General features: G+C 71.5%; 21 protein-coding genes. 13 read left to right on the top strand and 8 right to left on the bottom strand.

Annotated elements, in window-relative coordinates:
- Positions 1-65: 65 nt before the first annotated feature.
- Together QRN49_RS14325 and QRN49_RS14320 are read right to left on the bottom strand one after the other, a co-directional pair.
- The gene (locus tag QRN49_RS14325) at positions 66-1,064 is read right to left on the bottom strand and encodes an ATP-grasp domain-containing protein (RefSeq protein ID WP_284756480.1); all 999 of its coding nucleotides are present in this window, start codon (positions 1,062-1,064) and stop codon (positions 66-68) included.
- A 192-nt stretch (positions 1,065-1,256) separates the two neighbouring features.
- Positions 1,257-2,099, bottom strand: a complete 843-nt coding sequence (locus QRN49_RS14320; protein ID WP_284756479.1) for a helix-turn-helix transcriptional regulator — start codon at positions 2,097-2,099, stop codon at positions 1,257-1,259.
- 101 nt (positions 2,100-2,200) lie between these two features.
- Here QRN49_RS14320 and QRN49_RS14315 point away from each other — a divergent pair, with 101 nt between their 5' ends.
- Positions 2,201-2,941, top strand: a complete 741-nt coding sequence (locus tag QRN49_RS14315; protein ID WP_284756478.1) for an SDR family oxidoreductase — start codon at positions 2,201-2,203, stop codon at positions 2,939-2,941.
- A 152-nt stretch (positions 2,942-3,093) separates the two neighbouring features.
- On the opposite strand, the gene rsmA is transcribed toward QRN49_RS14315, so the two are convergent.
- The 4 genes from rsmA to rsmI all read right to left on the bottom strand — a co-directional run bounded on the left by rsmA (position 3,094) and on the right by rsmI (position 7,401).
- Positions 3,094-3,945: a 16S rRNA (adenine(1518)-N(6)/adenine(1519)-N(6))-dimethyltransferase RsmA gene (gene rsmA / locus QRN49_RS14310; protein WP_284756477.1), complete on the bottom strand. Its 852-nt coding sequence runs from the start codon at positions 3,943-3,945 to the stop codon at positions 3,094-3,096.
- 2 nt (positions 3,946-3,947) lie between these two features.
- Positions 3,948-4,880 (bottom strand): TatD family hydrolase, encoded by a 933-nt coding sequence (locus QRN49_RS14305; RefSeq protein ID WP_284756476.1) that lies wholly within the window; start codon positions 4,878-4,880, stop codon positions 3,948-3,950.
- The gene (gene metG / locus QRN49_RS14300; protein ID WP_111055069.1) at positions 4,877-6,445 is read right to left on the bottom strand and encodes a methionine--tRNA ligase; all 1,569 of its coding nucleotides are present in this window, start codon (positions 6,443-6,445) and stop codon (positions 4,877-4,879) included. The genes QRN49_RS14305 and metG overlap by 4 nt, the downstream gene beginning before the upstream one ends.
- A gap of 134 nt (positions 6,446-6,579) precedes the next feature.
- Entirely contained in the window at positions 6,580-7,401 is an 822-nt protein-coding gene (gene rsmI / locus QRN49_RS14295) for a 16S rRNA (cytidine(1402)-2'-O)-methyltransferase (RefSeq protein WP_111030770.1), read from the bottom strand.
- A gap of 121 nt (positions 7,402-7,522) precedes the next feature.
- Here rsmI and QRN49_RS14290 point away from each other — a divergent pair, with 121 nt between their 5' ends.
- Positions 7,523-9,154: a dolichyl-phosphate-mannose--protein mannosyltransferase gene (locus QRN49_RS14290; protein ID WP_284756475.1), complete on the top strand. Its 1,632-nt coding sequence runs from the start codon at positions 7,523-7,525 to the stop codon at positions 9,152-9,154.
- 118 nt (positions 9,155-9,272) lie between these two features.
- Here the strand turns inward: QRN49_RS14290 and QRN49_RS14285 are convergent, their stop codons facing one another.
- Positions 9,273-9,935 (bottom strand): TetR/AcrR family transcriptional regulator, encoded by a 663-nt coding sequence (locus QRN49_RS14285; RefSeq protein WP_194624026.1) that lies wholly within the window; start codon positions 9,933-9,935, stop codon positions 9,273-9,275.
- Between the two features lie 171 nt (positions 9,936-10,106).
- On the opposite strand from QRN49_RS14285, the gene QRN49_RS14280 reads away from it, so the two are divergent.
- The 7 genes from QRN49_RS14280 to QRN49_RS14250 all read left to right on the top strand — a co-directional run bounded on the left by QRN49_RS14280 (position 10,107) and on the right by QRN49_RS14250 (position 20,711).
- Positions 10,107-11,648: an MFS transporter gene (locus QRN49_RS14280; protein WP_284756474.1), complete on the top strand. Its 1,542-nt coding sequence runs from the start codon at positions 10,107-10,109 to the stop codon at positions 11,646-11,648.
- A 306-nt stretch (positions 11,649-11,954) separates the two neighbouring features.
- A complete protein-coding gene (locus tag QRN49_RS14275) occupies positions 11,955-12,815 on the top strand; it encodes a sulfurtransferase (protein WP_164941195.1) in 861 nt (286 codons plus the stop codon).
- 91 nt (positions 12,816-12,906) lie between these two features.
- A complete protein-coding gene (locus tag QRN49_RS14270; RefSeq protein ID WP_284756473.1) occupies positions 12,907-13,974 on the top strand; it encodes an NAD-dependent epimerase/dehydratase family protein in 1,068 nt (355 codons plus the stop codon).
- A 309-nt stretch (positions 13,975-14,283) separates the two neighbouring features.
- A complete protein-coding gene (locus QRN49_RS14265) occupies positions 14,284-14,508 on the top strand; it encodes a hypothetical protein (protein ID WP_284756472.1) in 225 nt (74 codons plus the stop codon).
- Positions 14,509-14,599: 91 nt separating this feature from the next.
- Positions 14,600-16,432, top strand: coding sequence for a thioredoxin domain-containing protein (locus QRN49_RS14260; protein WP_284756471.1), 1,833 nt, complete (start codon positions 14,600-14,602; stop codon positions 16,430-16,432).
- Between the two features lie 39 nt (positions 16,433-16,471).
- Positions 16,472-20,323 (top strand): ATP-dependent RNA helicase HrpA, encoded by a 3,852-nt coding sequence (gene hrpA / locus QRN49_RS14255; RefSeq protein WP_284756470.1) that lies wholly within the window; start codon positions 16,472-16,474, stop codon positions 20,321-20,323.
- A 19-nt stretch (positions 20,324-20,342) separates the two neighbouring features.
- Positions 20,343-20,711 (top strand): VOC family protein, encoded by a 369-nt coding sequence (locus QRN49_RS14250; protein ID WP_071246991.1) that lies wholly within the window; start codon positions 20,343-20,345, stop codon positions 20,709-20,711.
- On the opposite strand, the gene QRN49_RS14245 is transcribed toward QRN49_RS14250, so the two are convergent.
- The gene (locus tag QRN49_RS14245; protein ID WP_071246993.1) at positions 20,692-21,249 is read right to left on the bottom strand and encodes a YbaK/EbsC family protein; all 558 of its coding nucleotides are present in this window, start codon (positions 21,247-21,249) and stop codon (positions 20,692-20,694) included. The two genes, QRN49_RS14250 and QRN49_RS14245, sit on opposite strands and share 20 nt — an antisense overlap.
- A 41-nt stretch (positions 21,250-21,290) precedes the next feature.
- Here QRN49_RS14245 and QRN49_RS14240 point away from each other — a divergent pair, with 41 nt between their 5' ends.
- From QRN49_RS14240 to QRN49_RS14225, 4 genes are all read left to right on the top strand, one after another.
- Positions 21,291-21,944, top strand: a complete 654-nt coding sequence (locus QRN49_RS14240; RefSeq protein ID WP_284756469.1) for a CatA-like O-acetyltransferase — start codon at positions 21,291-21,293, stop codon at positions 21,942-21,944.
- Between the two features lie 39 nt (positions 21,945-21,983).
- A complete protein-coding gene (locus tag QRN49_RS14235; protein WP_284756468.1) occupies positions 21,984-23,006 on the top strand; it encodes a Gfo/Idh/MocA family protein in 1,023 nt (340 codons plus the stop codon).
- Entirely contained in the window at positions 23,003-24,031 is a 1,029-nt protein-coding gene (locus tag QRN49_RS14230; protein ID WP_284756467.1) for a Gfo/Idh/MocA family protein, read from the top strand. The genes QRN49_RS14235 and QRN49_RS14230 overlap by 4 nt, the downstream gene beginning before the upstream one ends.
- A 74-nt stretch (positions 24,032-24,105) precedes the next feature.
- Positions 24,106-25,119, top strand: coding sequence for a LacI family DNA-binding transcriptional regulator (locus QRN49_RS14225; protein WP_284756466.1), 1,014 nt, complete (start codon positions 24,106-24,108; stop codon positions 25,117-25,119).
- The last annotated feature ends 14 nt before the right edge of the window (positions 25,120-25,133 follow it).

The raw sequence follows: 25,133 nt of genomic DNA, 5'->3' as shown, positions 1-25,133 counted from the left end.
GAAAGGCGGACTGGAGGCCCGTGGCGGGCCCGCCACGGGCCTCCAGTCCGGTGGTTCTTGCGTTCTCAGGCCGTGAGCTGCGCCGCGTACTCCGCTGCCAGCAGGCCACCGAGGTACTTCGCGATGGAGCGCGGGCCGGAGGCCGGCGCGGACTCCTCGACCGCGGGGTTGTAGTTCGTGTTCGTGTTGATGTCGTAGACGACGGTGCGGCCGTCCGTCGTCTCCATGAACTCGACGCCCGCGATGGTGATGCGCTGGTCGGCGAGGAACGTGCGGAGCTGCTGGACCAGCGGGTGCTCGGCGGTGATCTCGGTCCGGACGGCGAACGCCGGGGGCGCACCGAGGGTCTCGGTGCCGGGGACGTCGCAGACGGCACCCGCGATGACCTGCGGCACCTCGCACGCGTCGGCGGGGCAGAGCTCGAAGCTGCCGGCGCTGGTGTCGACGCGGACCGCGTAGACGAACTCGCCACCGACGAACTCGACGCGGGTGATGAAGGGCTCGCGCGCCGTCAGGTACTCCTGCAGCAGCGTGATGCCGTCGACCGGGGCCTCGAACTCGGGGCTGTCGACGTAGGCGTCGAACTCGGCGAGCGAGTCGAACCGCCGGACGCCCAGGCCCTTGCCGCCCTGGTTGTGCTTCGTGATGAAGGGGACGTCCTGCCCGTCGGTGAAGGTGCGGGCGGCGTCCTTAAGGGTCGTCGTGCCGAACACTGCGGTCGTGCGCGGCACGTCGAAGCCGGCCTGCTGCAGGAGACCGTGCTGGGCGACCTTCGACACCTCGAGCTCGAGCACGTGGCTGCCGCCGACGACCTGGCGGCTGGCACGCTCGAGCCAGCCGAGGATCGCCCGGGTGTACTCCTTGCTGTGCTCGTGGCCGCGGGTGTGGGAGCTGGCGGACATGCGGCTCCAGTAGACGCCGGGGGCCGGCTCGGCCGCGAGGTCGATCTGCCCCTCGGTCAGCAGGATCTCCTCGACCGGGACGCCCTCGGCCTCGAAGGCGGCGGCGAGCGGGGGGAACCACTCGGGGTTCTCGTGGATGACGTACACGCGCGGAGTGCTCACGCCCCCACCCTAGGCACGGTATACCGCACGCGGCCAAGTGTGTGACGTGGCGTTGCTTCTCGGGGGGCGGGCGGGTCCTGGTCGCTCGGTGCGAGGTTCCGTACTCGGTGCGACCTGCTCGCCGCCGCACGGCGTACGGAACCTCGCACCGTTCGGTACCGACGGTGGTCGACCTCGCACCGTGCGAGGTCGTCAGCCGGCGAAGGTCTGCTGTCCGACGACGCCGAGGAGCTCGAGCTTCTGCGCGTCCTCTGATCCTGGAGGTGCGGTGAAGAGCAGCAGTGCCTGCGCCTGGTCGTCGGTGTGCAGCACCTGGCAGTCGACAGTGATGCGGCCGAGCTCCGGCTGCACGATGGTCTTGTTGTCCGACCAGCGCGTGGCCACCTCGTGCTTGGCCCAGAGGTCGCGGAACTCCGCACTGCGCGTCTGCAACTCGGCGATGAGTTCCGTCGCCCGACGGTCGCCCGGGCCCGCGAGCCCGACGGCCGCCCGGAGCGACGCGACCACCACCCGCCCCAGCCGCTCGTGCTGCTCGGGTGCGTACTTCGTGAGCTCCTCACCCGTCACGAACCACCGCCACGCCTGGTACCGGCGGTTGCCCGGCAGGCCGACCGAGCTGCTGAGGAGCGCCGCTGCGAGCCGGTTCTCGACCAGGGTCTCGCCCAGGTGGCTGACGACGATCGCCGGGGTGTCCTCGAGCCGGTCGAGCACCCGCAGGATCGCCGGGTCGACGTGGTCGGCGCGGTGCATCCGGGTCGGCGCGTTCTGCCCGGCCAGGTGGAACAGGTGGTCGCGCTCGTCGAGGCTGCAGCGCAGGGCCCGGGCGATCGCGGCGATCATCTGCTCGGACGGCTGCGGTCCGCGCTGCTGCTCGAGTCGCGTGTAGTAGTCGACGGACATGCCGGCGAGGGCAGCGACCTCTTCCCGGCGGAGCCCCGGGGTCCGCCGTCGTGGGCCCTGCCCGAGACCGACGTCCTCGGGGCGCAGCAGCTCGCGGCGACGGCGGAGGAAGTCGGCGAGCGCGGCACGGTCCATGGGTCGATCATCGTCCGCTTCCGGCCCGGGTGCCAGGGATCGCCGATCCCCCGATGACCGCGCTCTGGTTGCGACCCTGTCCACGGAGCATCGTGGTGCTCATGGACATCACGAACTCCACCGTCTTCATCCCCGGCGCGACCTCGGGCATCGGTCTCGCGCTCGCTCAGCGCCTGCAGGCCGCCGGCAGCACCGTCGTCATCGGCGGCCGACGCCAGTCGCTCCTCGATTCCCTCGCCGCAGAGCACGGCTTCGGCACCGTGCAGATCGACGTCGCCGACGCGGCGTCCATCGACGCCGCCGCCACCTCGGTGCTCGAGGCGTACCCGTCGCTCGATGCCCTGATCACCATGTCCGGGATCATGCGCGACGAGGACCTCCGCGACCCCGAGCACATCCACGACACCCTCGAGCTCGTCCAGACGAACCTGGTCGGCACGATCCGCCTCATCGACGCGTTCCTGCCGCACCTGCTCGCCCAGCCCTCGGCCACCCTGATGACCGTCACCTCCGGTCTCGCGTTCGTCCCGCTCACCGCGTCGCCGACGTACAGCGCGACGAAGGCCGGCGTGCACGCCTACACGCAGGCCCTCCGTCAGCAGCTCGTCGGGTCGTCGCTCGAGGTGCTGGAGCTCGCCCCGCCGGCCGTCATGACCGACCTGATGGGCGGCGCGGACTTCGGTGGGATGCCGCTCGACGCCTTCGCCGACGAGGTCATGGCGCTCATCGAGTCCGGCGCTGCCCCGGAGATCCTGGTGCAGAACGTGCACCCGCTGCGCTTCGCCGAGCGGAACGGCAACCACCAGCAGGTCCTCGAGATGATGGCGTCCCGCGAGCACTGACCCGGGCGCCTCGAATGGTGCGAGGTTCCGTGTTCGGTGCGAGGCACTTCGGCTCGCACGGAACACGGAACCTCGCACCATCGCGGGCACGCGGCACGTGGGGCGCGGGGCGCGGGCGTCACGCGGACCACGGACACCGGGCGGGGAACGGACTACTCCGCAGCCGCCAAGACCGTCCGCCCGAGCCGCACGAAGTCGTCCACACCGATCGCCTCACCGCGGGCGGTCGGGTCGATGCCCGCCGCCGTCAGGACCTCGGACGCGTGCGCACTGCCGCCGAGCACCCCGGACAGGCTCTGCCGCAGCATCTTGCGCCGCTGCTGGAACGCCGCGTCCACCAGCGTGAACACCCGCGACCGCAGGAGCTCGTCACCCGGGGGCTCGTGCCGGTCGAACGCCACCAGGACACTGTCGACGTTCGGCACCGGCCAGAAGACCTGCCGGCTCACCAGCCCGGCGGTGCTCCACGACCCGTACCAGGCGGCCTTGACGCTCGGCGACCCGTAGACCTTGCTGCCCGGACCGGCAGCGAGCCGGTACCCGACCTCGGCCTGCACCATGACGAGCGACCGCTCGATCGACGGGAAGGTCGCGAGCAGGTGCAGCAGCACGGGCACGGAGATGTTGTACGGCAGGTTCGCGACGAGGTGCGTCGGCTCGACGTCGAGGTCCGAGGCGGCGACGGTCATGGCGTCCTGCTGCACGACGGTCAGCCTGGCGTCCGGCTGCATCGACGACACCGTCGACGGCAGCTTGGTGGCCAGGCGCTTGTCGATCTCGACCGCGGTGACGGGGGCGCCGGTCTCGGTGAGCCCGAGCGTCAACGACCCGAGCCCCGGGCCGATCTCGAGCACCTGTGCCGTCGGGGTCACACCGGCGACGGTCACGATGCGCCGCACGGTGTTGGCGTCGTGCACGAAGTTCTGCCCGAGCTTCTTCGTCGGGGTGACGTCGAGTTCGGCCGCGAGCTCCCGGATCTCCGCCGGGCCGAGCAGGGCGCCCACGACTACTCGTCCACCGTCACGGGCTCGGCGTCCCACGCGCCGTAGACGAGCTCGGTGTTCGAGGCGATCTGGGCCGCGAGCATCGAGGCGTCCGTGCCGAGCGTCTCCGCCATCGACCGCAGGGTGAGCGGGATGAGGTACGGCGCGTTCGGGCGGCCACGGAACGGGGTGGGCGTCAGGAACGGTGCGTCGGTCTCGATCATGATCAGGTGCCGCGGGGCGACGACCAGGGCTTCACGCAGCAGTGCGGCGTTCTTGAACGTCACGGTGCCGGCGAACGACATGTACCAGCCGCGCTCGGCGCAGAGCCGGGCGAGGTCCGGACCGCCGGAGAAGCAGTGGAAGACGGTGCGCTCCGGGGCACCCACGCGGTCGAGGACCTCGACCACGGCGTCGTGCGCGTCGCGGTCGTGGATCGTCAGCGCGAGGTCGTGCTCCTTCGCGATGCGGATGTGCTCCTCGAACGAACGGACCTGGGCGTCGCGGCCGTCCTCGCCGGTGCGGAAGAAGTCGAGACCGGTCTCACCGATCGCCCGGACCCGCGGCAGCCCAGCAAGACGCTCGATGCCAGCGAGGTGCTCGTCGAGCAGCCCCTGCTCCTGCAGCACGGGCGCTTCGTTCGGGTGCAGCGCGACGGCCGCGAGGACCCGGGGCTCCCGAGCCGCGATCGACGCGGACCACTCCGAGGTGGCGAGGTCGGTGCCGACCTGCACGACACCGCGCACGCCGACGCTCGAGGCACGGTCGAGGTGCTCGCGGTACTCGAGCGGACCGTCACCCCCGTCGCCGACGCCGTCGGCGATCTCCATGTGGGTGTGGTTGTCGTACACCGGTACGACGAGCGCCTGCGGCAGCGGCGGGTACGTCAGGTCGCGCTTCGAGCCACCGGACGCCCCGTCGCCGCGGGACCGGACGTGCGGCTCGGCGTCGGTCACGCGGAGACCTGCTCGATCCGGGGGAACAGCCCGCTCTCGAGCGGCACCACGTGCGACGCACCCTGCCACTCGTACGCGCGGTCGACCCGCTGCTCGGCGACGGACCCGCCGGCGCCGATCGAGGCCCAGAGCTTCTCGGTCGCCTTCGGCATGACCGGGGACAGCAGGACGGTGACGGTGCCGAGGCCGCGGAGCGCGGTGGTCAGGACCGTGCCGAGGCGCTCGCGGTTGGCGTCGTCCTTCGCCAGGGCCCACGGCGCCTGCTCGGTGATGTACCCGTTCAGGGCGTCGACGAGCTCCCAGACGCTGGCGATGGCCTCGTGCGGGGCGAAGGCCGCGATGGCGGCGTCGGCACGCTCGGTGACCGACACGGCCAGGGCGTCGATCGCCTGGTCGGACTCGGTCAGCGCACCGCGCTCCGGGACCTCGCCGTCGCAGTACTTCTGCAGCATGGCGACCAGGCGGGACGCCAGGTTGCCGTAGCCGTTCGCGAGCTCGGCCTGGTAGCGCGCCGAGATGTCTTCCCAGCTGAAGTTGCCGTCCTGCCCGAAGGTGATGGCACGCAGGAAGTAGTAGCGGAAGGCGTCGGACCCGAACGTGTCGGTGATCTCCGACGGCGCGATGCCGGTCAGCTTCGACTTGGACATCTTCTCGCCGCCGACGAGCAGCCAGCCGTGGCCGAAGACGCGCTCCGGCACCGGCAGCCCGGCGGCCATGAGCATCGCCGGCCAGATGACGGCGTGGAAGCGGGCGATGTCCTTGCCGACGATGTGGACGCTCGGCCAGAGGCGCTTGAAGGCCTCGTCGTCGTCGGTGCCGTAGCCGAGCGCCGTGACGTAGTTGAGCAGGGCGTCGAACCACACGTACAGCACGTGGTCGCTGTCCCAGGGGATCTTGATGCCCCAGTCGAAGCTGGAACGCGAGATCGACAGGTCGCGGAGCCCCTGCTTGACGAACGAGATGATCTCGTTGCGGACGCTCTCGGGCTGGATGAACAGCGGGTTCGACTCGTACAGGTCGAGCAGGCGCTGCTCGAAGTCGGACATCCGGAAGAAGTAGTTGCGCTCGGCCAGCACCTCGACCGGGATCGAGTGGATCGCGCAGACCTGCTGGCCCTCGTACGCACCCGTACCGGCGACCAGGTCGCTCGGCTGCTTGTACTCCTCGCAGCCCACGCAGTAGAAGCCCTCGAACTCGCCGGCGTAGATGAAACCGTCGTCGTACAGCTTCTGCAGGAACGCCGTCACGCCGCGCTCGTGCCGTTCGTCGGTGGTGCGGATGAAGTCGTCGTTCGCGACGTCGACCGTGTCGAGCAGTGGCTTCCAGGCGTCGTTGACCAGCCGGTCGGCCCATTCCTTGGGCGAGACGTCGTTCGCCGAGGCGGTGCGCAGGATCTTCTGCCCGTGCTCGTCGGTGCCGGTGAGCAGCCAGGTGTCGTCACCGCGCTGCCGGTGCCAGCGCGCGAGGAAGTCCGCGGCGACCTCGGTGTAGGCGTGCCCGATGTGGGGCACGTCGTTCACGTAGAAGATCGGCGTGGTGATGCTGAACGAGGACCCGGCGGACATGCGGACCATCCTACGGGCGCACCGAACCCTGATGACGCGTGCGGCGGTGGACTGTGGAGAACCGGGTCCGGGAGGCCCGTGACGGGCCCGCCCCGCGCCTCCAGACCGGCGGACGCGAACGTGACGAGCCCCGCTCAGCGCGCCGCGAGCGCCCCTTCGTAGAGGTCCCGCTTCGACAGCCCGGTCGCGTCCGCGACCGCCGCGGCGGCCTCCTTCATGCGCATGCCGGCGGCCACCCGCTCGAGCACCAGGCGCACGCCGTCGTCGAGCGTGGCTTCTTCGGTGGCCTCCGCGGCGCCGGCGACGACGATGCAGATCTCGCCCCGGACGCCCTCGGACGCCCACGCGACGAGTTCGTCCAGCGGCCCACGGCGGACCTCTTCGTACAGCTTCGTGAGTTCACGGCAGACCGCGGCGCGTCGGTCGCCCCCGAACCCGACGGCCATGTCCGCCAGGGTCTCGGCCAGCCGGTGCGGCGACTCGAAGAACACCATCGTCCGCTGCTCCCCCGCCAGCGACTGGAACACCCGGCGGCGCTCGCCGGCCTTGCGGGTCGGGAACCCCTCGAACGTGAAGCGGTCGGTGGGCAGCCCGGAAACGGCGAGCGCCATGAGCACGGCCGACGGCCCGGGCAGGGCGGTGACGGTGACCCCGGCGGCCGCGGCGGCCTCGACGAGGGGGAAGCCGGGGTCGCTGATCGCGGGCATGCCGGCGTCGGTCAGGACCACGACGTCCTCGTCGCGGGCGAGCTCGACGACCTCGGACGCCTTCGCCCGTTCGTTGTGCTCGTGCAGGGCGATGAGCCGCGGACGGTTCTCGATGCCGAGGGCGCGCATCAGGTGGATGGCGGTCCTGGTGTCCTCCGCCGCGACGACCGTGGCGTTGGAGAGGGTCTCGACGAGACGGCGCGAGGCGTCCCCGAGGTTGCCGATGGGCGTTGCTGCGAGGACGATCACGCACCCATTGTCCCCGCACCGCGACGCCGGCGCGGCCCCGGGGCGGTCGCGGGGCGGCTGCGTCGGCGCGAGCAGCCCCGTCGCAGCGGGGACATGTGGTCGATCCGTAGGATGCTCAGCGATGACCAGCGAGCTGACCGACGACCGCACGGCCGTGCCCGACGGGCCGGTCGGCTCGCGCCTGGACGACTGGTGGGGGCGGGTGCTCTCCACGTCGCAGCGCGTCGCCGTGTGGCGGTGGACGGGTCCGCTCGCGGTGACGCTCCTCGCCGCCGTGCTGCGGCTGGTGAACCTCGGCAACCCGCACTCGCTCGTGTTCGACGAGACGTACTACGTCAAGGACGGCTGGTCGATCGTGCACCTCGGGTACGAGGGCACCTGGCCCGCGAACCCGAGCGGGGACGGCGCCCCGACGACCGACGACCGGTTCGTCCGCGGTGAGACGGACGTCTTCACGAGTGCCGCGGAGTTCATCGCGCACCCCCCGCTCGGCAAGTACCTCATCGGCCTCGGGATGCTGCTGTTCGGGGCGGACAACTCGTTCGGCTGGCGTTTCACGGTGGCCGTGCTCGGCATCGCGACGGTGTTCCTCACCGCGGTGATCGCCCGGTCGCTGTTCCGTTCGACGATGATCGGCACGCTCGCCGGCTTCCTGCTCGCGATCGACGGGCAGGCGATCGTGATGTCGCGGGTGACGCTCCTCGACGGCATCCTGACCTTCTTCGTCGTCCTCGGGTTCGGGGCGCTGCTGCTCGACCGCCGGCAGAGCCAACGGCGGCTCGACGAGTGGGTCGCCGCCCGCGCCGCCGCGGGCCGGACCACCCTGTGGGGGCCGGTGTTCTGGTGGCGGCCGTGGCTGTTCGCGATGGGCCTGGCCCTCGGGTTGGCGGCGGCGACGAAGTGGTCGGGGATGTACTTCCTGGCGTTCTTCGCCGTGTACTCCGTGCTGAGCGACATGATGATGCGCCGCCGCGCCGGGGTCGAGTTCTGGTCGTCGAGCGCGCTGCTGCAGCAGGCACCGGTGTCGTTCCTGCTGACCGTGCCGATCGCCGCGGTGACCTACGTGGCGTCGTGGACCGGCTGGTTCGTCTCGAAGGACGGATGGGACCGCAACTGGCTGTCCTCGGGCGGCGAACGCTGGACCGGGCTGCTCGCCTGGGTGCCGGACAGCCTGCAGAACTGGTGGCACTACCAGTCGGAGATCTACGCCTTCAACATCGGGCTGCACACCCCGCACTCGTACCAGGCGAACCCGCTGCTCTGGCTCGTGATGCAGCGCCCCACGTCGATGTTCTACGTCGGCACGGACGCCGGGCAGGACGGCTGCTGGGCGAACCGCTGCGGCGAGGCGATCACCGGCATCGCGAACCCGTTCATCTGGTACGCCTCGGTCATCGCGACGGTGGCGCTGCTCGTGCTCTGGGTCCTGCGCCGGAAGTGGGAGTACGGCCTCGTCCTGCTCGGCGTCGCGGCGGGGTACCTGCCCTGGCTGATGTACGTCGACCGGACGGTGTTCCAGTTCTACACGATCGCCTTCGAGCCCTACATGGTGATGGCGCTGGCCGCCGCGATCGGGTTGGTGCTCGGCAGGCGGAGCGACGAACGGTCACGCCGGTCACGGGCGATCCTGTGGGTCGGCGTGTACCTGGGCGTCGTCGTGCTCGCCTCGGTCTACTGGTACCCGATGTGGACGGCGATGCAGGTGCCGTGGGACTTCGTCCGGTCGCACTACTGGATCCCCAGCTGGCTGTAGCCGGCCTGGCAGGTCCGGCCGGTCCGGTCGCGCTCGTCGCGCTGGGCGCTCTGGTGGCGACCACAGCCGGACTGGAGGCCCGTGGCGGCGCCGCCACGGGCCTCCCCTGCTTCCGTGGTCAGGACTGCGCGTGCAGCGCGCGCTCGATCGACTCGCGGTCCAGCGGGTCGCCGAGCATCGGCGCGGTGTCGTCCGTGCCCGGCAGGACGCCCTGGATCAGGAGTTCCGCGTAGCGGCGCCAGGCGTCCGGGTCGTGCTCGCGGGTGGCGTCGGCGACCGAACCGACCATCGCGGTGAGCATCGGCAGGTCCCGGTAGTCGAAGCCGGGGCGGACGACGCCGGCGGTCTCGGCACGGCCGATGATCGCGGCGACCTGCCGTTCGAGCCGGTCGCGCTCCTGCACGATGGACGGACGGGCCTTGCCGGCACGGACGATGGCGTCGGCGAGGGCACGGTCGCGTGCACGGAACGCGAAGACGCCCATCAGGTACACCCGGAGCGCCTCGCGCGGGTCGGACACGTCCGCGGCGCGCGCTGCGGCGTCGTTCATGGCCTCGAACTTCGTGGCGAGCAGCGCCTCGATCAGGGAGTCCTTGTCGGCGAACCGTCGGTAGACGGTGCCGACCCCGACACCGGCCTCGTGCGCGATGTCGTTCAACGTGACGGAGAGCCCGCGCTCCGCGAAGCACTTGCGTGCCGTCTGCAGGATCAGCTCGCGGTTGCGCGCTGCGTCGGCGCGCAGCGGTCGCTCGAGGTCGGACGCGGACTCGGTGGTGCTCACGATCCGACCGTAGTTGCACTTTCTGGGAACAAGTGGATGCCCTCCTTCCGTTTCGGTCTACACTGGCCACAAACGGATGCCTCGCATCCGGTTTCGTCACCACCACATCTCGGGAGTGCCCGACGGCGCGCACCTCCACCCCACCCTCCAACCTTCTCGAAGGAGGCTGCCGTGACGGCAGAACACACCGTGCCGACCCCCACCGGGACAGCACCCACGACTCCGGGCACCACCCCCGCCAAGAGCAACCACCGCTGGATCGCCCTGGCGGTCATCGCCCTCGCACAGCTGATGGTCGTGCTCGACGCGACCATCGTGAACATCGCCCTGCCCTCGGCCCAGGCCGACCTGGACTTCGGTACCGACCAGCGACAGTGGATCGTCACCGCGTACTCGCTGGCGTTCGGCTCGCTGCTGCTGCTCGGCGGTCGTCTCGGCGACCTGTTCGGCCGCAAGAACACCTTCATCATCGGGCTCGTCGGCTTCGCCGTCGCCTCGGTGCTCGGCGGCCTCGCCGACTCGTTCGGCCTGCTCGTCGCGGCCCGCGCACTGCAGGGTGTCTTCGGCGCGCTGCTCGCCCCGTCCGCGCTCGGCATGCTGACCACCACGTTCCGCGACCCCAAGGAACGCGGTCGCGCGTTCGGCATCTTCGGGTCCATCGCCGGCTCGGGTGCGGCCATCGGCCTGCTGCTCGGCGGCGTGCTGACCGAGTACGCCTCGTGGCGCTGGTGCCTCTACGTCAACGTCGTCTTCGCCGTGCTCGGCGTGATCGGCGCACTCGTCTTCATGGAGAAGCCGCCGAAGGTCGAGCGTCCGCGCATCGACGTGCTCGGCGTCATCACCATCACGCTCGGGCTGGTCGGCGTCGTCTACGGGTTCTCGAACGCCGAGACGAACGGCTGGGACTCACCCGTCACGATCGCCATGCTCGCCGGCGGTGTCGTGCTGATCGCCGCGTTCGTGTTCATCGAGACCCGCGTCGCCCACCCGCTGCTGCCCCTGCGCGTCGTGCTCGACCGTGACCGCGGCGGCTCGTTCATCGCGATCGGCCTCGTCGCGATCGGCATGTTCGGCATCTTCCTGTTCCTGACCTACTACCTGGAGCAGACCCTCGGGTTCAGCTCGCTGCAGACCGGTCTCGCGTTCCTGCCGATGCCGCTGTCGATCATGATCTCGGCGACGCAGATCGGTGGCCGCCTGCTGCCGCGCGTCGGGCCGAAGGTGCTCATCTTCGCCGGTGGCCTGGTCGCCGCGACCGGGCTCCTGCTGCTGCTCCGCACCGACCTGGACAGCTCCTACGCGGGCACCGTCCTGCCGGCGCTGATCGTGATCGGCCTCGGCATGGGCACGATCTTCTCGTCCGCGATGAACACCGCGACGACCGGGGTCGCCCGGGCCGACGCCGGTGTGGCCTCGGCGACGGTCAACACCATGCAGCAGATCGGTGGCTCGATCGGTACGGCGCTGCTGTCGACGATCTTCGCGGACGTCGTGTCGAACAGCCTGTCCGGGCTGACCGCCGCGCCGACCAAGCTGCAGCAGGCCCAGGCCACGCTCGACGGGTACCACGTGGCGTTCGGCATCTCGGCCGGCGTGCTCGTGCTCGTCGCCCTGGCCGGCGGACTGCTCATCAACCGGCAGTCGGTGCGGGTCGAGCGGTTCGCACGTGCCGGGTCCGCCACGACCGGGAGCATCCCCGCCGCGGCGCACTGACGCTCGCGCTGCTGCGCGTCTTCGGCCCGTTCCGGTTCTGCCGGGGCGGGCCGTCGTGCGTGGGGGCGGCGGCGGGGCGCGGCGGGGGCGGCGACACCCGTTCCACGACGATCCACCTGTCGAACGACGCGTGCATCGTCGATCGATGCGCACGCACTCGGCGCCTGCGCATATTCCGACATACCACTCGTCGAACGACTGGTGCATCGTCGATCACTGCCCACGCATGCACCTACCCCTACCCCCGGTTGCGCCGTGTGTCCACGTCCCTGGCCCACGTCAGGGGTGCGGATTATGGTGTGCGACATGGCCCCCGTCCTGACCTCACCACTCGTGTCGACGCAGTGGCTCGCAGACCACCTCGGTGCTGACGAGCTCGTCGTGCTCGACGCCTCGGTGCACACCGTCGGGGCCGGGTTCGACACCACCTGGCTCCCCGGACGGGACGCCCACGAGCAGCGCGGTCACGTGCCCGGCGCCCGCTTCGCCGACCTGATCGACGACTTCTCCGCCGCCGACGCAGACGTCCCGTTCACCCGCCCCGGCGCCGAGCGCTTCGAGGTCGCCGCGGCACAGCTCGGCGTGACGAACACCTCGACCGTGGTGGTCTACGACGACAGCGTCGGCGAGTGGTCGGCACGCCTGTGGTGGATCTTCCGTTCGTTCGGCTTCGACTCGGTCGCGGTGCTCGACGGTGGCTTCACGAAGTGGCGCGACGAGGGCCGCCCCGTCCGCGTGGGCGCACTCCGCACGCCCGCGACGCCGTCCGACCCCGATGCCGGTGCGTTCCTGGCCGGGGAAGAACGTGCGCTCTGGGCCGACCACGACCGCGTCACCCGTGCGGTCTCCGGCGAAGAGCCGGCGTCCCTGGTGTTCGCCGCGCCCTGGGCCGCCCTCGGTGACGACCACCCGCCGATCGTGCCGGGCAGCACCCCGATCACGGCGGACACCCTGGTGGACCCCGAGACGAACGCGTACCTGCGCGGCGCCGAGCTCGAGCGTGCCTTCGCCGCGGTGATCGGTGCCGACGAGATCGTCACGTACTGCGGGGTGGGCAGCGCCGCGTGCGTCGACGCCCTCGCCCTGACGGTGCTCGGGCACGACCGAGTGAAGGTCTACGACGGTTCGCTGGCCGACTGGTGGCGGCACGAGCAGCTCGCCTCCTGACGGAACCGATCGCGGAACGACGGCGGCGCCCGGCCGACGGCCGAGCACCGACAGCCGAGGACCGACGGACACACCGCACTACCGTTGCACCATGAGCACCAGACGCGCGGTCATCCTCGGCGGCACCGGCGGTATCGGCTCGGCCGTCGCACGAGAGCTCCTCGACGCCTCGGGCCGCGGCGGCGACGACTGGCAGGTGGACGTCCTCGCACGCCGAGGCGGCCCCGCAGCGGACGCGCTGACCGCTTCCGGAGCCACGTTCACGCCCGGCGACCGCCGCGACCGATCCGTCCTGCGTGACCTGCTCCGCCCCGGAGCCGACCTGCTCGTCGACACCGTCGGCCTGACCCGCGACGACGCCCAGCAGCTCCTGCCGTTCCTCGACGACGTCGGCTCGACGGTCTTCGTCTCGTCCAGGTCGGTGTACGCCGACGAGCAGGGGCGGCACGCGAACTCGCTCGACAAACCGGTGTTCGGCGGCGCGGTCACCGAGATCCAGCCGACCGTCACCGCCGGCGACGGGGACCCCACGAGTCGTGACGGCTACGGCGCCGCGAAGGTGGCGGCCGAGCAGGTCCTGCTCGACCACGGTGCCCCGGTCACGGTGCTCCGCCCGTCGAAGGTGTACGGCGTCGGCATCGGCCGCCCGCGGGAGTGGTTCGTCGTCCGCCGCGTGCTCGACGGCCGGGACCGCATCCTGCTCGCCGACCACGGCCGCGGTGTGGACCACACGACGGCGGCGAGCGGCATCGGGTCGCTCGTCCGGCTCGTCGCGGACGCGCCGGACCGCCGGATCCTCAACGTCGCCGATGCCTCGGCCCCGACCGCGCTCGAGATCGTGCGGACGATCGGCGGACACCTGGACCACCGGTTCGACGAGGTCCTGCTCGACGAGGACGCGCCCGCGTTCGTGGGTGGCACGCCATGGTCGTCACGACCGCCGTTCGTCCTCGACACCACGGCGGCACGCGCCCTCGGGTGGGAACCACCGGAGTTCGCGACCGCCGTCGCCCCCGAACTCGACTGGCTGGTCGAGACCGCCCACGCGACGCCCGCCGACGGCGACGTCCCGTGGGCCGACGACCCGTTCTGGGAGCACATGTTCGACTACGGTCCCGAGGACGCCGCACTCGCACTCCTCTCCCTCAACCTGGGCTGACACGGTGTCCCGGTCGGAGGTCCTGTTCATCGGCGGACGTTCCGGCGTGGGCAAGTCCACGGCAGCTGAGGCGCTGCACGACCTGCTCGTCGCGGCGGACGTCCGGCACGCGGTGATCGAGGGCGACCTGCTCGACCTCGCGCACCCTGCACCGCACGTCGAACACCCCGAGGCGCGCATGGCCGAGCGGAACCCAGCCACGATCTGGGCCGGCTACCGGGCGATCGGTCACCGCCGGCTCGTATACACGAACACCGTGTCCGTGCTCGAGCACGAGCGCCTCGCTGCGGCGATGGCGACGATCCGTTGGTGCACGTCGTCCTGCTCCGCGCATCCGACGACACGACCGCCGACCGGCTCGCACGACGAGCGGGCGGTGCGGTCCCGCAGGCGCAGCTCGCGCACAGCACGCGGACGGCCGGGAGGCTCGACTCGGCCACCGCGGACACGGTCACCCGGGTGGACACCGAGGGCCAGAGCCCCGCCCAGGTGGCCGCACGGCTCGCGTCGATCACGGGGTGGCTCGAGCGCTGATCTCCCCGCACGGCCTGTGCAGAGCGGGCCTTCCGTCCACAGTTGTCCCCGGGCGGTGGTCCGCCCAGTCGGGGGCGGGCACGCTGGAGCCATGAACGACAACCGCCTCGGTACCACGGTCAGCCCCTACCTGCGTCTGCACGCCGACAACCCTGTCGACTGGCGCGAGTGGGGTCCCGAGGCGTTCGCCGAAGCGCGCGAGCGCGGGGTCCCGGTGCTGGTGTCCGTCGGGTACGCCACGTGCCACTGGTGCCACGTCATGGCGCGCGAGAGCTTCGACGACCCGGAGATCGGCGAGTTGCTGCGGCGGGACTTCGTGTCGGTGAAGGTCGACCGCGAAGAACGGCCGGACGTCGACGCGAGCCTGATGGCCTCGGCGAGTGCGTTCACGCAACAGCTCGGCTGGCCGCTGACGACGTTCCTGACGCCCGACGGCCACGTCTTCTTCGCGGGGACGTACTTCCCGCCCACTCCCGTCGGGCAGGTCCCGGCGTTCCGGCAGATCCTGGCCGCGGTGCTCGACGCCTGGACCGAGCGTCGGCACGAGGTCGACGCGAACGCCTCGGCCATCGCGACGGCGATCCGGCAGGGTGCCGTGGCGGACGCGACCGCCCGCTCGGGCGAGGGTGGCGCCGGAGCCGACCCGGGCCTCCCGTCCGTCGACGCCATCCGGGCCGTCACGGACCAGCTGTCCCAGGCAGAGGACACCACCTACGGTGGTTTCGGCGGCGCGCCGAAGTTCCCGAGCACACCGCTGCTCGAGTTCCTCGCCGACGCGGCGGCCGACGGCGACGCCGAGGCCGACGGGCTGCTCGACCGGTCGTTGCACGCGATCCGCGCGTCCGAGCTGACCGACGCCGACGGCGGCGTCTTCCGGTACGCGACCAAACGTGACTGGAGCGTGCCGCACTACGAACGGATGCTCTACGACAACGCGGGGCTGCTCGCAGTCGCGGGTGCCGAACAGGCCCGCGGCATCGCCGACTTCCTCCGCGACACCCTGCGCCGTGCCGACGGGGCGTTCGTCGCCGCGCAGGACAGCGAGTCGACCATCGACGGCCGTCGGGTCGAGGGCGAGTGGTACCGCCGACCGGTCGCCGAGCGCGCCCAGCTCGACCCGCCGCCACTGGACGACCAGGTGCTCACGGGCTGGAACGGCCTGGCGATCCGGGGGCTCGCGATCGCCGGCGCACGGCACGGCGACCCGGAACTCGTCGCGCTCGCGCGGGGCGCGGCCGACGCGGTCCTCGCCGCCCATGTGCAGGACGGCCACGTGACGGTGCGGTCCAGCACACCGCGCGGAGTCTCCTCTGCACCGGCCACCGTCGAGGACGTCGGCCTGCTCGCCGAAGGGCTGCTCGAACTGGCCCTGGTGACGGGCGAGGTCTCCTACGCGACCGTCGCACGCTCGCTCGTCGACGACGGCCTGGCCGAGCGCTTCGACGTCGACCCGGTGCTGGCCTCGGCGGGGACGGCCACGGGGGAACAGCCACAGACCGCGATGCGGTCCGGCACCGTGGCGCTGGCCTCGGCCGCCGCGACACTCGGGGCGCTGACGGGCGACGAGGCACTGCGGGGCGCCGCGGCACGACTCGTCGCCGACCGCGCCCGCACGGGGACCGAGCGACCCCTCGGTCACGCGGATGCCCTCGGTGTCGCCCTCGCCCTGCAACGGCCGTCACGGGAGATCGTCGTCGTCACGAGCGACACCGACGACCCGATGCGGGCCGTCGCACACCGCGCTCGGCGCCCCGGAACGGTCGTCGCCGCCACGACGCCGGAACAGGCACGCGACTGGGCCGAGGCGGGGTTCTCGTTGTTCGAGGGACGCGACGTGCTCGACCCTGCCGCGTACGTCTGCCACGACCGGGTGTGCGAACTGCCGTCCCGGTCGGCGGACGCCCTGGCCCGGCAGATCGCCTGACGCCCCTCCTGCCCGGCGCGCCTGTATCCTGGAATGCTCATGTCTTCTCCGCTGCCCGCCATCACGTACCCGCCCGAACTGCCGGTCTCGCAGCGGCGGGACGACATCGCGGCTGCCATCCGTGACAACCAGGTGGTCATCGTCGCCGGGGCCACCGGCTCGGGCAAGACGACGCAGCTGCCGAAGATCTGCCTCGAGCTCGGTCGTGAGCACATCGGGCACACCCAGCCCCGCCGGATCGCGGCCCGGACCATCGCCGAGCGTGTGGCGGAAGAACTGGGCGGCGGGGAGCTCGGCGGGCTCGTCGGCTACCAGGTCCGGTTCACCGACAAGGTCAGCTCCGAAACCCGCGTGAAGCTGATGACCGACGGCATCCTGCTGAACGAGATCCACTTCGACCGCGACCTGAAGCGGTACGACACGATCATCATCGACGAGGCGCACGAGCGGTCCCTGACGATCGACTTCCTGCTCGGCTACCTGAAGCGGCTGCTCCCCCGTCGCCCCGACCTGAAGCTCATCATCACGAGTGCGACGATCGACCCGGAGTCGTTCTCGAAGCACTTCGACGACGCCCCCATCATCGAGGTGTCCGGCCGCACCTACCCGGTCGAGATCCGGTACCGCCCCCTCGTCGCCGAAGACCAGGACGACGACGCCGACGACGAGTCGGACTCCCGCACCGGCGACAGCGGCAACGCAGCCGACGACCGCGACACCCTGCAGGGCATCACCGACGCCCTCGACGAGCTGGCGCAGGAGGACCCGGGCGACGTGCTCGTGTTCCTGTCCGGCGAGAACGAGATCCGCGACGCGCAGGACGCGATCGAGGGCAAGCGCTACCCGGGCACCGAGGTCCTGCCGTTGTACGGCCGCCTGTCCGCCGCCGACCAGCACCGGGTCTTCGAGCGCCGGCACACACCGGGCATCCGCCGTCGTGTCGTCCTCGCCACGAACGTCGCCGAGACCTCACTGACCGTGCCCGGCATCAAGTACGTGATCGACACGGGGACGGCACGCATCTCGCGGTACTCGCCGCGTGCCAAGGTGCAGCGCCTGCCGATCGAGGCGATCTCCCAGGCCAGCGCCAGTCAGCGCTCCGGTCGAGCGGGCCGCACGAGTGCCGGCATCGCGATCCGGCTCTACTCCGAAGACGACTTCGGCCGGCGCCCCGAGTACACCGACCCCGAGATCCTCCGCACGAACCTCGCCGCGGTGATCCTGCAGATGATCTCGCTCGGCTTCGGGGACATCGAGTCGTTCCCGTTCCTGCAGCCGCCGGACAGCCGCGGCGTGAAGGACGGCCTCGACCTGCTCCGCGAGCTCCGGGCCGTCGACAAGGACGGCCGCATCACGAAGTCCGGGCGACAGCTGACCCGGCTGCCGATCGACCCCCGGCTCGGTCGCATGGTGCTCGAGGCCGGGCGACAGGGCGTCGGGCGCGAGGTCATCGCCATCGTCAGCGCCCTGAGCATCCAGGACCCCCGCGAGCGCCCCCTCGAGAAGCGCGCGCACGCCGATCAGCTGCACGCCCGGTTCGCCGACCCGACGAGCGACTTCCTGACCCTGCTGAACCTCTGGAACCACATCGAGGACCAGCAAGAGGAGCTGTCGTCGAGCGCGTTCCGCCGGCTGTGCAAGGCCGAGTTCCTGAACTACCTGCGCATCCGCGAGTGGCAGGACCTGTACCGGCAGCTCTCCCGTGCCGCGAAGCAGGTCGACGTCCGAGTCGGGCAAGCCCGCTCCGACGACGGCGACGCCGTGCACCGCGCGCTGCTCTCCGGACTCCTCAGCCAGATCGGGCTGCGCGACCGCGAGAAGCGCGACTACCTGGGCTCGCGGAACACCCGGTTCGTGGTGTTCCCGGGCAGCGTGCTCGCGAAGAAGCAGCCGGACGCCGTGATGGCCGCCGAGCTCGTCGAGACGAGCCGGTTGTTCGCCCGGACGGTCGGCCGGATCGACCCCGCCTGGGTGGAGCCGCTCGCCGGTGACCTGCTCAAGCGCACCTACGGCGAACCGCACTGGGAGAAGAAGCAGGGGGCGGTCGTCGCCTACGAGCGGGTGACCCTGTTCGGCGTCCCGATCGTGCAGCGCCGCCGCGTGCAGTACTCGCGGATCGACCCGGAACACTCCCGCGAGCTCTTCATCCGGCACGCCCTGGTCGAGGGTGAGTGGGAATCGCAGCAGGCCTTCGACCGCGCCAACCGGAAGCTCCGCAAGGAACTCGAGCAGCTCGAGGAGCGCACCCGCCGCCGGGACATCCTGCTCGACGACGAGAACGTCTACGAGTTCTACGACGCCCGCATCCCGGCCGACGTCGCCACGACGCGCGACTTCGAGGGGTGGTGGCGCACCACCCGGCGTGAGCAGCCGGAGCTGCTCACGATGCGCCGGTCGGACCTGCTGGACGAATCAGCGGCCGAGGCCGCCGAGGACGACGTCGAGTACCCGACCCAGTGGCGGAGCGGCGACCAGCGTCTCGCCATCCAGTACCGCTTCGAGCCCGGCGCACAGGACGACGGCGTCAGCGTGCAGGTCCCCCTCGCGCTCCTGCCCCGGATGCGTGAAGAGGGCTTCGACTGGCAGGTGCGCGGCCTCCGCAAGGAACTCGTCACCGCGCTCATCAAGTCGCTGCCGAAGCAGATCCGCAAGAACGTCGTGCCCGCAGCCGACTGGGCCGAGAAGATCGTCGCCGAGCTGCCCGACGACGCCCCGACCGAGCCGACGGAGTCGTTCCGCGCCACCCTCGCCAAGGCGATCCAGCGCATGACCTACGTCCCGGTCTCCGAGTCCGACTTCGACCTGTCCCGCGTCCCCGCGCACCTGCTGCCGACGTGGGCCGTGGTCGACGAGCGTGGTCGCCGGGTCGAGACCGGCAAGGACCTGTCGGCCCTGCAGACCAAGCTCAAGGACCGGACCCAGCAGAGCGTCGCCTCCGCCACGGCGAAGGGCGCAGGACGGACAGGAGGCGCGGCTCGCGTCGCATCCGCCGGTGCCGGTCGTCCGCTGGAACAGTCCGGACTCACCGCCTGGCCCGACCAGGACCTGCCGCAGGCCCTCGACACCAAGCAGGCCGGCGGCGTCATCCGCGCGTACCCGTCCCTGGTCGAGGAAGGCACGGGTCCGAAGGCGACCGTCGGCGTGCAGCTGCTCGCCACTCCGTCGGACCGGGTCGTCCGGATGCCCGCCGGGGTCCGCCGTCTGGTGATGCACGCGGTGCCGTCGCCCGTTTCGTACATCCAGTCGCACCTGACTGCGCAGGAGAAGCTCGCCCTCGCGGCCAGCCCCTACCCGTCGACCGCCGCGCTGTTCGACGACGTCCTGGCCGCCGTGGTCGACGCCGGCATCCGTCGGACCCACCCGGACGGCCTCGTCTTCACGAAGGCAGAGTTCGAGTCGGTCCGCGATGCCGTTTCGGCCACCGTCGTCGACACGATGTTCACCGCCGTGTCCGAGGTCGCGGCCGTCCTGGCGGCGCAGCGCTCCGCCGAACGGGCACTCAAGCAGGCGAACTCGATGTCGCTGCTCGCCGCCCTCAGCGACATGCGGCAGCAGATGGAGCGCCTGGTGTTCCCCGGGTTCGTCGCCGTCGCGGGGCTCGACCGGCTGCGCCGCATCCGCGTGTACCTGCAGGGCATCGAGGCCCGCGTGCAGAAGCTGCTGCAGAACCCCGGGCGAGACGCAACCTGGATGCGCGAGGTCACCGTGGCGACCGACCGCTACACCGATGCCGGCGGCACCTTCCCGCCCGCGGTCGGAGCGCACCCGGAGCTCGTGCACGCTCGGTGGATGCTCGAGGAGTTCCGGCTCAGCCTGTTCGCGCAGGAACTCGGGACCGCCGAGACCGTCTCGTTGCAGCGGATCACGAAGGCCCTGACCGCCGCACGCTGATGGGTCTACCGTGTCGGCCATGATCGGCACACTCGACGTCGTCGTCCTGGACTGTCCGGACACCCGCGCCCTCGCCCGCTTCTACGCCGAGCTGCTCGGCGGGGAGATCGTCGGCTTCGACGAGGACTGGGCGGAGCTCGCACTCCCGTTCACCGACCACCGTCCGATCCTGGCGTTCCAGCAGGTCGACGACTACCGGGCGCCGGACTGGCCGGGGCAGACGGTCCCGCAGCAGAGCCACCTCGACGTGAAGGTCGACGACCTCGACGACGGTGAGGCCGCGGTGCTCGCGATCGGCGCGACGGCCACGGGGTCGGGCACGGAGACGTTCCGCGTCTACCTCGACCCCGCGGGGCACCCGTTCTGCCTCATCCGGCCGTCGGACTGACCGGTTCGGTCGCGAGACCCTCGACCACGGTGACGTTCGGCAGCGCGGTGAGTGCTGCGCCGGGCAGGAACAGCTTCGCGGCGCGGCGCCCGGCACCGATGACGACCTCGGGGGCGTCGAGGACGCGCGCGTCGATGTAGAGCGGCCACGACGACGGCAGCCCGATCGGGGTGATGCCGCCGTACTCCATGCCGGTCAGCTCGACCGCTTCGTCCATCGGGGCGAAGCTCGCCTTGCGGACGTCGAGCAGCTGCTTCACGACCCGGTTCACGTCGAGCTTCGTCGATGCGAGGACGACACAGGCGGCGTAGCGGACCTCGTCGCCGCGCTTCCCTGCGACGACGATGCAGTTCGCGCCGCCGGCCAGCGGGTAGCCGTACGCCTCCGAGAACGCGGCGGTGTCGGCCAGGTCGGCGTCGATCGGGGCGCCCTCGATCTTCATGACGACCTCGGTCGGCAGCGCGACGAGGGCTTCGGCGACGGGGATCGCGAGGAATCCGGTGGCGACCAGGGCGGGAACACGTTCGAGCGTCGGCATGGCTCCACCGTAGGGAAGCGATCCCGCACGAGGGTGGAGCCATGACCGAACTCCGGGCGATCGACGTCGACCAGTGGCCCCGCCGGGAGCACTTCGAGCACTACCGGCACCGGGTGCCGTGTGCGTACGAGGTGACCGTCGAGCTCGACGTCACCGCCTTCGTCGAGCGCGTCCGAGCGACCGGCCGTCGGACCTACGCATCGCAGCTCTGGGCGATCGCGACCGTGGTGAACCGGCACGACGAGTTCCGGATGCAGCTGCTGGAGGACGGCTCCCCCGCCGTGTGGGACCGCGTCCACCCGATGTTCACCGTGTTCCATCCGGACACCGAGACGTTCTCCGCCCTGGTCGTGCCGTACGACGACGACTTCGGCACCTTCCACGACGCTGCGGTGTCGACGATGACGGAGTACCGCGACGACACTCGGATGTTCCCGCAGGACGACCGGCCCAGCAACGTGTTCGACGTCTCGACCCTGCCGGGAGCATCGTTCACCGGCTTCTCGTTGCAGGTGCGCGACGGCTGGGACCACCTGCTGCCGATCATCACGCTCGGCGGGTACCGGACCGCTGGTGACCGGACGCTGCTGCCGCTGGCGCTGCAGGTCAACCACGCGGCTGCCGACGGCTTCCACACGACCCGGCTGCTGCGCGAGCTCGAGGAGCTGTTCGCCGACCCTGGCTGGCTCGGCTGACCTTGCCCGTCGCTCCACCGCATCTCCTACGCTGACCCCATGACGTCGCAGTCGGAGTCCCTCGCCCGCAAACGCATCGGGCTCGTCGGCGCGGGCGGCATCTCCGTCGCCCACCTGCCCGGGCTGCTCCGCCTGGGCGACGTGGTGGTGCACGCTCGCGAGGGCGCCCACGAACTCGTCGCCGCGTTCACCGACACCGCCCGGGCCGAGGGCAGCACGATCACCGTCGCCGACAGCCTCGACGAGCTCCTCGCCGTGGTCGACGTCGTCGACGTGGTGGTCCCGACGCACGCCCACGCCGAGGTCGTCCGTGCGGCGATCGCAGCCGGCAAGGACGTCGTCTCCGAGAAGCCCCTGGCCCGGACCGACGCGGACGCGGCGGACCTGGCAGCCCGCGCTGCGGACGCAGGCGTGCAGCTCTACCCGGCCCAGGTGGTGCGCTGGTTCCCCGCGTACGCGCGGCTGCACGAGGCCGCGACCACGGGCCTCCTGGGCGACCTGGCGGTGTTGCGGTTCTCGCGGTCCGGCGCCTTCCCCACCCACGTCCCCTGGTTCGGCGACCGCGCCCTGTCGGGCGGGATCGTGATGGACCAGATGATCCACGACCTGGACATCGCGCGCTGGGTCGCAGGAGAGGTGACCCGTGTGTCGGCGGTGAGCGTCCGCGCGGGTTCCGAGGCGGAGCCGGTCGAGGCGGCGCACGTCCTGCTCACGCACGAATCGGGCGCGATCAGCCACGTCGCCGGGCTGTGGGGGCCGCAGCACCTGGCCTTCACGACCGAGTACTCGGTGACCGGGACGCTCGGCAGTCTGTCGCACTCGTCCCGGGCAGAGGAGGACACCCGCAGTGACCTCGCGGCACCGGCTTCCGTGGACGGTTTCCTGCCGACGGTCGACCCGGCGGACGATCCGTACGCGCTGGAGCTCGCCGACTTCCTCGCCGCGTTCGACGGTGGCGCATCGCCCCGGGTCAGCGTGGACGACGGCGTCGCCGCGGTGCGGATCGCGAACGCGGCGATCGCCTCGATCGAGTCCGGCCAGCCGGTCGAGGTCGCGCGGTGACGCTCCGGGTCGGGGTGCTCTCCTTCGCCCACACGCACGCCATCAGCTACCTCGGTGCCCTGGCGGCGATGCCCGACGTGGAGGTGCGCGGCACGGACCCGGGCGGGGTGTCCACGGGGACGGAACTCGGCGACCTGCGCGGCGCCGAACTGGCACGCGCGCTCGGCGCCGGGTACGCGGAGTCCGTCGACGAGCTGCTCGCCTGGGGTCCGGACGCGGTGATCGTCACGAGCGAGAACGCCCGGCACCGCGAGTTCGTCGAGCTCGCGGCGGCAGCGGGGGCACACGTGCTCTGCGAGAAGCCGCTCGCGACCTCATGGCAGGACGGCCTCGCCATCCGCGATGCGGTGGACCGCGCCGGGGTGCTGCTCATGATGGCGTTCCCGGTGCGCTTCGCCTCGGCGTTCGACCGGCTGCGCGCGACGCGGGACTCGGGCGCACTCGGCACGGTGTTCTCGGTGCGGGGCGCGAACAACGGCATGCTCCCGCTCGCCCGGGACTGGTTCACCGACGTCCGGCTGAGCGGAGGCGGCGCCCTCGTCGACCACGTCGTGCACGTCGCCGACCTGATCGACGGGCTGACCGGAGCGGCGCCGGTGTCCGTCACCGCCGTCGCCAACCGGGTGCTGCACGCCGACCGCGCGAACGCCGAGACCGCGGGGCTGGTGACCATCACGTACGACGACGGCACGATCGCGGCGATCGACTGCTCGTGGAGCCGACCGGACACGTCACCGGTGTGGGGTGGGCTGACGCTCGACGTCGCCGGGACCGGTGGCACGGTGTCGGTGGACTTCTTCGGGGCGGCTGCTCGCGGGCTCGACGCGGTCGGGGGCCGGCCGATCGAGCTCCGGTACGGTCCCGACCACGACCTGCCGATGCTCCGGACGTTCCTGGCGGCGGTGCGGTTCGGGGAGCAGCCGCAGCCGGACGTCGGGGTCGGACTCCGGACGCTGTCGATCGTGCTGGCGGCGCAGGAGTCGGTGCGGACGGGCAGGACGGTGCCGGTGCAGGTCGCGGGCTAGCTCCGCACCACACCGCACCACACCGTCGCCGCACGCCGCCCCACCCCTGCCCGCCCCGCGCTACGCTCGTCCCGATGCGCGCAACCGTGCGGGACGTGGCCGCCCTCGCCGGGGTGTCCCCGAAGACCGTCTCCAACGTCGTCAACGGCGGCGTGGTCGTGCGCCCGGAGACCCGCGAACGCGTCGAGCGGGCGGTCGCCGAGCTCGACTACGTGCCGAACCTGTCCGCCCGCGGGCTCCGGAACGGCCGCTCCGGAGCGATCGCGTTGACGCTGCCGGAGATGGGCAGCGCCTACTCCGCCGAACTCGCGCAGTCCTTCGTGGAACTCGCCCGCGAACGCGGCTGGGTCGTGCAGCTCGAGCAGACCGGCAACGACCCGGCCCGCGAACGCGAACTGGTCTCCCGTGCCCGCGCACACCTGGTGGACGGGCTGATCCTCAACCCGGTGTCGCTCAGCGCGAGCGTCCTGGCCTCGACCGAGGGGCTGCCGCCGACCGTCGTCATCGGCGAGGTCGAGCCCGAGCACGTCGACCAGGTGCACGTCGACAGCCGCGCGGCGGCCGAGCAGGTCACCGAACACCTCATCGCCCGCGGGCACCGGCTCATCGCGATCGTCGGGGCGTCACCCGAGGGTGCCGCGACGGCGACGAGCGAGCTCCGCGAACGCGGCTACACCGCCGCGCTCGACGTGGCCGGCATCACGCCCGACCCGTCGCTCCGGGTCCCGCTGCCGTCGTGGACCACGAGTTCCGCGGCGACGACCTTCGCGGCCTGGCTCGACGAGCACCCCCTGCCCGACGCCGTCTTCGCCTTCACCGACTCGATCGCGTTCGGGGTGCTGCACGTCCTGGCCGCCCGCGGGGTCCGGGTTCCCGAGCAGGTCAGCGTCATCGGGTTCGACGACGTCGACGCGGCCGCGTACGCGATCCCGTCGCTCAGCACGGTGTCGTTCGACCGTCGGGCCTTCGCGACGGCGGCGCTCGACCTGCTGACCCGGCGGATCGCGGACCGCGCGGCGGCGCCGGAGACCGTCGTCGTGCCGCACCGGATCGTCGAGCGCGCGAGCGTCGGCGACCGCCCGCGCTGACGCTGCTGCCGCGC

Source organism: Curtobacterium sp. ME-Dv--P-122a (genome assembly GCF_030209645.1).
GTDB lineage: Bacteria > Actinomycetota > Actinomycetes > Actinomycetales > Microbacteriaceae > Curtobacterium > Curtobacterium flaccumfaciens.
The sequence above is the reverse complement of the archived record's forward strand: the minus strand, read 5'-3'. Positions and strand labels throughout refer to the sequence as shown.

Bases quoted from the DNA above. Each gene is read 5' to 3' on its own strand.
- QRN49_RS14315 (WP_284756478.1), top strand. From the start codon at position 2,201: ATGGACATCACGAACTCCACCGTCTTCATCCCCGGCGCGACCTCGGGC.
- QRN49_RS14320 (WP_284756479.1), bottom strand. From the start codon at position 2,099: ATGGACCGTGCCGCGCTCGCCGACTTCCTCCGCCGTCGCCGCGAGCTG.
- hrpA (WP_284756470.1), top strand. From the start codon at position 16,472: ATGTCTTCTCCGCTGCCCGCCATCACGTACCCGCCCGAACTGCCGGTC.
- QRN49_RS14245 (WP_071246993.1), bottom strand. From the start codon at position 21,249: ATGCCGACGCTCGAACGTGTTCCCGCCCTGGTCGCCACCGGATTCCTC.
- QRN49_RS14275 (WP_164941195.1), top strand. From the start codon at position 11,955: ATGGCCCCCGTCCTGACCTCACCACTCGTGTCGACGCAGTGGCTCGCA.
- QRN49_RS14240 (WP_284756469.1), top strand. From the start codon at position 21,291: ATGACCGAACTCCGGGCGATCGACGTCGACCAGTGGCCCCGCCGGGAG.
- QRN49_RS14260 (WP_284756471.1), top strand. From the start codon at position 14,600: ATGAACGACAACCGCCTCGGTACCACGGTCAGCCCCTACCTGCGTCTG.
- QRN49_RS14290 (WP_284756475.1), top strand. From the start codon at position 7,523: ATGACCAGCGAGCTGACCGACGACCGCACGGCCGTGCCCGACGGGCCG.
- QRN49_RS14270 (WP_284756473.1), top strand. From the start codon at position 12,907: ATGAGCACCAGACGCGCGGTCATCCTCGGCGGCACCGGCGGTATCGGC.
- QRN49_RS14250 (WP_071246991.1), top strand. From the start codon at position 20,343: ATGATCGGCACACTCGACGTCGTCGTCCTGGACTGTCCGGACACCCGC.
- metG (WP_111055069.1), bottom strand. From the start codon at position 6,445: ATGTCCGCCGGGTCCTCGTTCAGCATCACCACGCCGATCTTCTACGTG.
- QRN49_RS14235 (WP_284756468.1), top strand. From the start codon at position 21,984: ATGACGTCGCAGTCGGAGTCCCTCGCCCGCAAACGCATCGGGCTCGTC.
- QRN49_RS14225 (WP_284756466.1), top strand. From the start codon at position 24,106: ATGCGCGCAACCGTGCGGGACGTGGCCGCCCTCGCCGGGGTGTCCCCG.